The sequence below is a fragment of the Psychrobacter sp. I-STPA10 genome, from assembly GCF_021012795.1.
Lineage (GTDB): Bacteria > Pseudomonadota > Gammaproteobacteria > Pseudomonadales > Moraxellaceae > Psychrobacter.
The window spans coordinates 127,843-137,756 of the sequence record NZ_VFYU01000004.1 but is presented as its reverse complement, the minus strand read 5'-3'; the positions used below and the strand labels follow the sequence as shown (position 1 = coordinate 137,756).

Below are 9,914 nucleotides of genomic sequence, written 5' to 3'. Positions count from 1 at the left end.
TATATGACCCCTCCCAAACCCTCCCCTTGAAGTAAGGGGAGGACTTAAAAACCAGTTCCTCCCCCTTTTTAAGGGGGAGGTTAGGAGGGGGTCTTATAAGTTGAGAGTGGCGTATTGACTATAGTATTACTTTAGATTTATAGAAGGCTATACTAAGAGAATAAGTCGGTAGCAAAAATTTGTCCATTGTTAATACTTATAAGTTTAAGCTTATCTGCACGTTTTGTTCAATATTTATCTACCAAGTACCTGCTACGCTCATGGCTAATTTATTGTGTTATATAGAATGGATTAGTCGTTATGCTTTGGTCTTGGTTTATCGCTGTCAGTTTATTTGCCCTTATTACCTCTATTTCCCCCGGTCCTGTTAATGTCATTATTTTGGCATTGGCCAGTCAGGGTAAATATGGTTTGGCTTGGCGGTTTGTGGCAGGGGCGACGCTTGGATTTTGTCTGTTATTATTGCTGATTGGTTTGGGGGCAAAGCAACTGTTTGCCGAGTATGCGTGGCTCACCTTAGCCATGCAGTGGCTTGGAACGGTATTTTTATTGTGGTTGGCATGGGTATTTTGGCACAGCAGTTCTGATGCGGTGAGTGATACAGATAAGGCAGATTTTGATACACATGGCAAACGCAAACGACCACTGGGCTTTATCGCAGGCAATCTGGTGCAATGGCTAAACCCCAAAGCATGGATGGTGGCTGTGGTGGTGGTCGGCTTATATGGGGCAGATTCACTTCAGCATTTATATGGATTAACCGCTATTTATGCGGTGTTATGTTTTGCTTCACTGGGGTGTTGGGTGGGGCTGGGGTGGTTTATCCGCCGACATAGTTTTAATAGCCATAAAAACAGAGCAAACCATAATAATGCTGATAAAGCAGGTAAAGTATCAATGACGCTAATCAACCGCATTTTGGCGGGGTTGTTAGTAATAACAGCAGTGATGACATGGTTATAGCCGATTCGATATAGCTAGTAGTAGTCAATCACTGCAAATTTATTCAAGTTTAACCCATCAGTAATGACTCAATACGTTTAAAAAAATAATAGCCTTGCTCTATATTGGTATTAGCATTTGGAGCAAGCATATTGAGATAAATAAACAGCCATTGTTTGACGTTATTGGCGATAAACAATTTAAACTGTACTTTGTCTGGGTCAACACCTGTTTGGGTGAGTTGTAGGCTTTGATAATACTGCTCTCTATCTTTATTATCACTGGCTAAAATGGTAATCGGATAGCCACTTTGTAATAAAAGCAAATTCATCACCAATCTGGCAGTGCGTCCATTACCATCAACAAAGGGGTGAATAGTGACCAAACGCTCGTGCATCTCGCTTGCCAATTCTACTGGGTGCATACTTTGTTGATGCTGACGATAAAAATTAAAATAGTCGTCCATGAGTGCAGGCACATGCAAAAACGAGGGCGGGATAAAGTCACTACCCGAAATCATCACTTCACACTCACGATAACGTCCTGCATTTTGGCGATGAATACCATGCAAAATCAACGTATGAATGTCTAACAACGCCCTTTTATCAAATGCCCCCTCTGCTACTGCCATTTCTCGAATATAATCAATGGCTTGTTGGTGATTGATGGCTTCTAAATGCTCTGATAACGGCTTACCTTTGACGGTAAATCCTTTATTAATAATCAAATCCGTTTCGCTTTTGGTCAGGGTATTACCCTCAATGCGATTGCTTTGGTAGGTGTATTCGATATCAAAAATGGCGTTAAGTTTTGTCACTTGACTGGCTGAAAATGGTCGCAAGCTGTGCAAACATTTTTGTAAATCGGTCAATTGTTGATACAACAAGGCTAAATCGTCTGTCTCTTGCCAGAGGGTTGATAAAGGAATACGGTTGGCTAATTGATTGCTAAATGCTTGCTGTGGCTCTGGCGTGGGTGAGACAGAAGATGATGGGGATGGATGAGAGGCGAGCAGGTCATTCAATCGTTGGCGTAACTGTTGTAGCTCTTGTTTTTGAGTGTCTGTTAATGCTAAGTGAATGTCAGTGCTATTTGTATCATTATCATGGTTTTGCATGGTGAGCGTGTTAAATGTCAAAGGGTGAGCTAAATTATAGCCCCTATTTTAGGGCTTGACTATAGCATAACAATCGCCCGTTGATACTGCCTCGGTGTAATAGCGGTAAAGCGTTTAAAGGTGCGTTGAAAATGGGCTTGGTCGGCAAAATGGAGATGATGGGCTATATCGGTCAAACTGTGATGGTTTGGCGTTGCCCCTTGTATTTGCCTTTGTGTGATTAATAACTGCTTACTTTGATGAATCCGCCAGTTTAATAAATATTGGTGCGGAGTTACTTGATAATGGGTTTTAAGCAATCGGCGCAGATGAGCAGGGGAGACATTCATCGCCTCTGCCCACTGGCTTAGGGTTTGTCGCTCACTGGGTTGTGACTTTAGCCAATTCAAAGCAAGTATGGCTTTGTTGATTGGCTTATATTGCTTTGATTGCAATGCTTGTGGTGGGTGCTGGTGCTGTATTTGTTGTATTGGCGGTTCGCCATAGCGTTGTTGTAAATGCTGGTGGATTTGTTGCCATAAATTTTGCAAAGTTTTAGGATTTATATCAGCTTTTAACAATGCAAATAAACGTAATAGTGCTTGTTTTAACCAATCATCAACGATGCCTTGTTGCGGAAATTTTAATGGCATTGATAAAGAGTTTGATAAGGTGGGCAAAGCAGTTGAGAAGGGGGCATTGGTTAATTGGTCATAACAATCTAGAGCATGACGCTCAATATAAAACATTAAATATTGCCAACAATCACCAGCAATAGGGTTACAGGCGTGGGGCATATCAGGGGCAATGAGTGCCAAATGATGAGAGTCTAAAAGGGATTGCTGATTGCCACATTGAAACTGAGTTTTGCCTTGTAAAATCACCCCGATGGAATAACAATCATGTAAATGTGTGCCATAACAAGTCTGTCCACCTTGTTTATCTTGTCCGCTGTTTGTACCGTTTTTATCATTGTGAATAACATCACCTTGTCCATGTCGCACCTGCAAAAAGGGTAGAGCAGACGACTGGTAAAAATGATGGCGAAACGTGGTGTTAGAAAAAGGGCGGTTTATTGGGGTACTGGTTAGAGTGTTTGTTACGGTTAGGGTATTAGACATAAACAAACTTCCTGTTAGTTTCTTATTAATTTCCCGTTAAGTATGACCTTTTCTTACCAAAATAAAAATTAACACCATAAAGCAGATAATTTTAGCATTAACTGAAATAATACTTGCCAACCATAATAAAAGTTGCTAGAAATATAACTAAAATATCATGATAACTTTTGCTACAAAAAGAGATTCAATCATCTCAGTCATTAAATTAGACGTAGCCAATCTGTAACCTACTTTAGGAACTCTCATTATGAAAGTAAACCATCAACGAGTTAAGTTTAGCACCCTAATCTCTGCGACCTTACTGTCGCTATCTTGTCTTACTCTACCGAGCCTATCTGCCCATGCCGAAAGTAATGACAGCCTAATGAAAAAAGGTATGTGGAAAGACCCACAAACAGGGCTAATTTGGATGCGTTGTAGTATAGGACAAGAGTGGAACGGTAGCACCTGTATAGGCACACCGATTGAGTTTAACTGGAAAGATGCCAATGCCTATTTTGAGCTGTTTAATGAGCAAGTGGCATTTGGCGGTAAACGAGACTGGCGATTACCCTCTATTGATGAGTTAAGCACTCTAAGAAAATGTAGCAAAGGTTGGGACAGAGAAAACACTGTAACCATCGGCAATCTGACCAAAAGTACGGGGAATATTAGTATGATAACCATCCCGAAAAAAAGTGGTGGAACAAAGCAAGTACCACGGTTATGTGCTTATGGTTCAAATAAACCCACCATAATAGATACCCATATATTCCCTAATACCCCAACTGACCCGTTGTATTGGTCGTCCTCGCCTGATGCTAACAATAGTAGCTATGCGTGGGGCGTGTCCTTCTATAATGGTGTCGATGGCAACTTCGAATTTAAGTACTATAATGGTTATGTGCGTGCCGTGCGGTCAGGTAATTGATTTTTTGGCTTTTTATTTTTAATTAGCCAGTGATTGCCCTTGTTTTATACGACCCGATAAGTAAGGGTAGAGTAGGGTTTTGTGTTTTATGTTTTATATGATGTGTGTGATGTTATTTTTTATTTAGTTTAATTAATAAGGAAGTTTTCCAATGAAAAAATTTGCAAGTTTAATCGCTGTATCAGCGTTGTTTGTATTTAGTAGCCAAGCCCAAGCAAGCTATAGCTATGAATGTTCCCGTTATGTCGATGGTTCACCCACAGGCGGACACGTTAAAGTCGTTGCCGATTCAAAATCTGAGGCAGAACAAAAAGCCATGCAAAAGTATAAAGAGCTAAAACTGCGTACAGATTATGTGAAATGCCATTAATGCTTAATTAGTGATGGCGTTATTATTGATTATTGCTATTTATCAAAACAACCGTCTTAACCATCTTATTGTAAGGCGGTTGTTTTTTATGTCAGATATTCCAATGTCTTAACCTCTATATTCCCAAATATTCCCCCATCAACCGCCCCATTAACTCTGCCACACTCTCAGCCTTAACTTGTGCCACCCCTTGCCCTGCCCATAATGAAAGATACTCAGGGTTTTGCTGTTGACCTGCCCATGCTCGCATGGGTTTGGTCATCGCATTAAGCTGTGGGTAAGGGGGTAGAATGTCATTGTTATCAATGTCATATTTAGCAAACTCGGTGAGATACTTATTGACCAATCCCCGAGCCTGTTTGCCTGAGAATAAACGAGTCAGCCGAGTTTGTGCAGAGCGTTTGCCAGTTGCTACGTTTAGCAGTTGTTGTTTATAAATGGCGTTAATCCCCGACTCATGGGTGGTCAAAAATGCCGTTCCCATCTGAGCCAACTCTGCCCCTGCTGTTTGCACCACTTTAATATCCTGCCCTGTCATAATGCCACCACTGGCTATCAGTGGTATATCAACAATGGCACGAGTTTGGCTCAATAAGGTGAGTAGCCCAAGTGGGTCAGCTTGACTTTGTGGCAACCAACCGCCCCGATGTCCACCTGCTTCCACGCCTTGCATACACACCGCATCTGCCCCAATATCTGCCCATGCTTTTGCCTCTAAGGGGTGATTGGCTGTGCCGACTACCTTTGTGCCACGCTGATGTAAGGCTTGTACCTGCTCAGCACTGATAATACCAAAAGTAAAACTGGCAACAGGGACAGGGTTTTCTAGCAAGACGGCAAACTGTTTGGCAAATGATTGAGCAGGTTGGTTTGGCAGATTAACCTCAATGTTATGTTGTTGATAAAACTCATGTAGCCATGATGGTATGTCGCTATCAAAGGTACTAGACTCGGATTCTGATAGCACCATCAGATTAACGGCAAAGGAGTTGTCGGTTAATGATTTGATGCTGTTAATCTGCTGTTGCAAGGTGTCAGGGGCGGTCATGCCTGCCCCAAGTGAGCCAAGCCCACCAAAGTTGCTCACCGCACTGATAAGCTCAGGGGTGGTTGCACCGCCTGCCATTGGAGCTTGAATGATGGGGCAAGTTAAGTTTAAGGTCTGCATGAGTGAATTAGGCAAATGAGCGGTGGCGGTCATGACAAACTTCCTATTTTTTATAACAGCTATTTTTGTAACGATAAGAAGACTTTAGCGAGGTTTGCGATGACACGCAATAGAGGGGCAATGGATAGTGTTTATTTAGTTATGAAATGGGGAAGATATTGGGAAAGGAGGCTTTGGTTGTTTTTCGATTATAGTTTTGCCGTAATATGCAGGTAGTAGTTATGATTAGCTAGCAGGTGATAACTAAATACTTTATGATACATACAATAGTAAGTTGTCACATTATTAATCATCAAAATGAAACTTAAAAGCTATCTGATAAGCTTTAACAAACAGTGAAATATAGTTCTATGATTACAATAGCAAATTTTAAAGATGTATTAATTCATTTAGGCTTTGAACCTTTACAGAATAGTCAAAATATCTATGAGTATGTATATAGTAACCACACTAACTATATAACACCTGTTTCTCTTAGAGTAGATTTGACTCATGAAAAACTTATCTATCCTGAGGATAATGGCTTAATGATTCATGAGCGACAAACTTGTAATTTTTCACAAAATGAAAATTTTGTTGTATTTGAGTGTGTGCATCGTTTGCTTAAACAAGGTTATAAACCTGAACATATTGAACTTGAACCAAAATGGCAGCTTGGACATGGGGCAAGTGGTGGTCGAGCTGATATTTTAATCAAGAATTATACCAATGAGCCACTATTAATTATTGAATGTAAGACTGCAGGTGTGGAATTAAATCGAGCATGGCAACGCACGCTACAAGATGGTGGTCAATTATTTAGCTATGTACAGCAAGTAGGCACGACACAGTTTGTGAGTTTATATGCTTCTGATTGGCAAGATGATACGGTAGTAGCAAAATACTATCTAATTTCTGTTACCGATAATCCTGAACTTTTACGTAATCTTTCTGAGAGTACAGACGAAAATATACCTAACTTTGCAGAGGCTAAATCAAAAAGTGTCGAAGATATTTATCATACATGGCAGACAACTTATCAACTAGATTTTGCGACTAAGGGACTATTTGAAGCTGATATTGAGCCTTATCAAGTTGGTAAAACCAAGTATAACCTTGATGATTTGAGTATTATTAATAGTCAGGATATTCAAGGAAAATATCATGAATTTGCCACTATTTTACGCCAGCATAATGTGTCAGGGCGTGAAAATGCCTTTGATAAATTGGTTAATTTATTTTTATGTAAAATCGTTGATGAAACCAATAATAGCAGTAATCTACATTTTTACTGGAAGGGTATTAGTTTTGATAACCCCTTTCACTTACAAGACCGTCTGCAAGCTTTATATCAATATGGCATGCGTCAGTTTTTAAATGAAGAGGTTACATATATTAAAGAGCAGGAGGTTGATGAAGCGTTTAAGTTTTATGTCAACGATCCAGATGAAACGCAAAAAGCAGTTAAGGCTATGTTTCGCAAGCTAAAATTCTTTACCAATAATGATTTTGCCTTTATTGATGTTCATAATCAAAAACTTTTTGAACAAAACTCAGCTATTTTGCTAAAAATTGTGCAAATGTTACAAGACATTCGTTTAAAAACAAACAATGAAAATCAATTTTTAGGAGATATGTTTGAAGGCTTTTTAGATCAAGGGGTTAAGCAGTCAGAGGGACAGTTCTTTACACCCATGCCTATTGTTAAATTTATTATGTCGTCATTACCATTATCTTCTATTATTGCAGATAGCGATGATATTCCCAAAACCATTGACTATGCTTGTGGTGCAGGGCATTTTTTAAATGAATATGCCAAAAGTATTGAGCCTATTGTTACTCAAGATGACGGTAAGATATTAGCTGATTATCATAGCCAGATTACTGGCATTGAAAAAGAATATCGTCTATCAAAAGTCGCAAAAGTTTCTGCATTTATGTATGGTCAAGATGACATAAATATCATTTACGCTGATGCCTTGGCAAAAAATGAGCAAATTGATGACAACAGCTACTCAGTATTAGTAGCCAACCCACCTTACAGTGTAAAAGGTTTTTTGGATACATTAAGTACAGTAGAACGTCGCCAATATGAGCTAATTCATTGTATTAATGATAAAAGTTATGCCAATAATAACAGTATTGAAACCTTTTTTATTGAGCGTTCTAAGCAGTTATTAAAAACCGACGGTGTTGCTGCGATTATTGTACCTTCTTCTATCTTAACTAAAGGTAAAGCCAGTAGTACCTCTAGTAGCAAAAATATTTATGTTGCGACTCGAGAAATACTCCTAAAATATTTTGATATTATCGCTATTAGTGAATTTGGTAGTGGCACATTTGGTAAAACAGGTACAAATACGGTTACCCTATTTTTACGTCGTAAGTCCACAAAAGACCCAATTGATGCTAATCACTATGCCCAACGAGTAGTAACGTGGTTTCGTAATGTAGAAGATGACAGACGTAATCATATTTATGCCGATGGTCATCTTATTGAGCAGTATTGTGATCATCAACAACTTAATATAGAGGATTATAAAACCTTACTGCAACATAATCCAAATGAGACATTATTAGCAAATGAGTATTTTATAAGCTATCAAAAAGAATTTGATAACTGGTCGGAGATTAAAAATCTAAAAAAACGTAAAAGCTTTAAAGATCTAGATAAATCAGCAAAAGAAGAAGTATTGCGTCAGCGATTTATTGAATATTTGATAGAAAATGAAAAAGATAAGCTCTACTATTTTATTCTAGCCAGTCTAAATGCTACACCTGTAGTTATTGTTAAGAGTCCAAGTAAAAGTAAAGATATGAAAACTTTTTTGGGCTATGAGTGGAGTAGTGCTAAGGGTAATGAGGGTATTAAATATTTAGGACAGGTGAAAATTGAAGAGCCACCTACTGATGAAGACAGTGGTGAGGTAGTATTAGAAGAAGAAGACAAACGTGTATTAGGTAATTTATATAATCTTAATAATATTAATACACCTTTATATGATCCTAATGATTCTGATAACCCTGAAAAAATTAGTTGGGTTATACGACAGAATTTTAATCAGCAAGATTTTGATATTCCTGAAGAGCTTAGCGATTATGTGATGTCTGCTAATTTAGTAGATATGCTTGATTTTGGTGTGATGAATTTTAATAAATCGATGAGTTTAACACCAAAAGTTGAATTGAAAATAGAAACTAAGTGGGAGCTTAAACAGCTTGGAGATATTGTTAATGTGATGATAGGAGGGACACCACCAAGAGACCACTTAGAATTTTTTCAAGGTAATTTACCTTGGTTATCAATTTCTGAGATGAACGGAGGCGTAATCGAGAAGACGAAAGAGAATATTACCCTTGAGGCTGTTAATAACTCAAATGTAAAGTTAATACCCAAAGGTACAACTTTATTAAGTTTCAAACTTTCTATAGGCAAAACTGCTATTGCAGGTACGGATATATATACTAATGAAGCCATCGCAGGATTAATTCCGAAAGACAAAGAAAAATTAATAGATAATTTTGTTTTTCAAATATTTAACTCACGTATAATTCCTCTAGTTAAAAGTGGGTTGAATACATTTGGTCAAAGTTTAAATAAAAGTTTTTTAGAAAACTCCGTTTATATTCCTCTACCACCCTTGGAGGTACAACAACAGATCGTTGATGCTTGCCAAGCTATTGATAATGAAGTGGTAGAAGCAAAAAATATTATTACACAATCAAAAGAAAAAATAGCGGAGCTATTTAATACAAGTTTGCAGGATAGAACTCAAACTATTAGGCTCAGTGATACAGAATTATTTGATGTGGGTATAGGTAAAAGAGTATTAGCCAATCAAATTGAAGAGACGAATAAGCCTGACCACTTACCTGTATATAGTGCGAATGTATATGATATCTTTGGTTATATTAATGATAATTTATTAGAAAGCTTTGATCTGCCCTCTGTCCTTTGGGGGATTGATGGAGATTGGATGACAAATTATATACCTGCAAACCAACCATTTTATCCCACAGATCATTGTGGTTATATTCGAGTAAAAACAGAACAAGTAAATCCAAAATATTTGACTTGGATACTTGAGAAAGCAGGAGAAGTAGAGCGTTTTTCAAGGCATTATCGAGCTTCTAGTGAGAGAATAAAAAATTTAACTTTAGCAGTTGCAGATATTACAATACAAAATCAAGTCATTGAAGAAGTTGATGTATTAGAAGATGAAATTAATCAAGCACAAAATGTTATAGATACTGCCCACGATAGAAAGCAACAAATTATCAAGCAGTATTTATAAATTTTTGATAAATTATTTAAAATAAACTATCTA

At 37.9% G+C, this 9,914-nt stretch carries 7 protein-coding genes; 4 read left to right on the top strand and 3 right to left on the bottom strand.

Going from position 1 to position 9,914, the window contains the following annotated elements; translation table 11 throughout:
- Nucleotides 1–300 precede the first annotated feature (300 nt).
- On the top strand, nt 301–963 hold the full coding sequence (locus FHK89_RS02470) for a LysE family translocator (RefSeq protein WP_230656354.1): 663 nt from the start codon (nt 301–303) through the stop codon (nt 961–963).
- 49 nt (nt 964–1,012) lie between these two features.
- On the opposite strand, the gene FHK89_RS02465 is transcribed toward FHK89_RS02470, so the two are convergent.
- Both FHK89_RS02465 and FHK89_RS02460 read right to left on the bottom strand, forming a co-directional pair.
- Nucleotides 1,013–2,059 (bottom strand): Fic family protein, encoded by a 1,047-nt coding sequence (locus tag FHK89_RS02465; protein WP_230656351.1) that lies wholly within the window; start codon nt 2,057–2,059, stop codon nt 1,013–1,015.
- Between the two features lie 59 nt (nt 2,060–2,118).
- Nucleotides 2,119–3,159, bottom strand: coding sequence for a helix-turn-helix transcriptional regulator (locus FHK89_RS02460; RefSeq protein ID WP_230656348.1), 1,041 nt, complete (start codon nt 3,157–3,159; stop codon nt 2,119–2,121).
- A gap of 247 nt (nt 3,160–3,406) precedes the next feature.
- Here FHK89_RS02460 and FHK89_RS02455 point away from each other — a divergent pair, with 247 nt between their 5' ends.
- Together FHK89_RS02455 and FHK89_RS02450 are read left to right on the top strand one after the other, a co-directional pair.
- Nucleotides 3,407–4,069, top strand: coding sequence for an Lcl C-terminal domain-containing protein (locus tag FHK89_RS02455; RefSeq protein WP_230656345.1), 663 nt, complete (start codon nt 3,407–3,409; stop codon nt 4,067–4,069).
- Between the two features lie 151 nt (nt 4,070–4,220).
- Nucleotides 4,221–4,439 (top strand): hypothetical protein, encoded by a 219-nt coding sequence (locus FHK89_RS02450; protein WP_230656342.1) that lies wholly within the window; start codon nt 4,221–4,223, stop codon nt 4,437–4,439.
- A gap of 115 nt (nt 4,440–4,554) precedes the next feature.
- Here the strand turns inward: FHK89_RS02450 and FHK89_RS02445 are convergent, their stop codons facing one another.
- Nucleotides 4,555–5,640 carry an NAD(P)H-dependent flavin oxidoreductase gene (locus FHK89_RS02445; protein ID WP_230656339.1) on the bottom strand — a complete coding sequence of 362 codons (1,086 nt, stop codon included), beginning with the start codon at nt 5,638–5,640 and terminating at the stop codon, nt 4,555–4,557.
- A 317-nt stretch (nt 5,641–5,957) separates the two neighbouring features.
- On the opposite strand from FHK89_RS02445, the gene FHK89_RS02440 reads away from it, so the two are divergent.
- Nucleotides 5,958–9,881 carry a restriction endonuclease subunit S gene (locus FHK89_RS02440; RefSeq protein ID WP_230656336.1) on the top strand — a complete coding sequence of 1,308 codons (3,924 nt, stop codon included), beginning with the start codon at nt 5,958–5,960 and terminating at the stop codon, nt 9,879–9,881.
- The last annotated feature ends 33 nt before the right edge of the window (nt 9,882–9,914 follow it).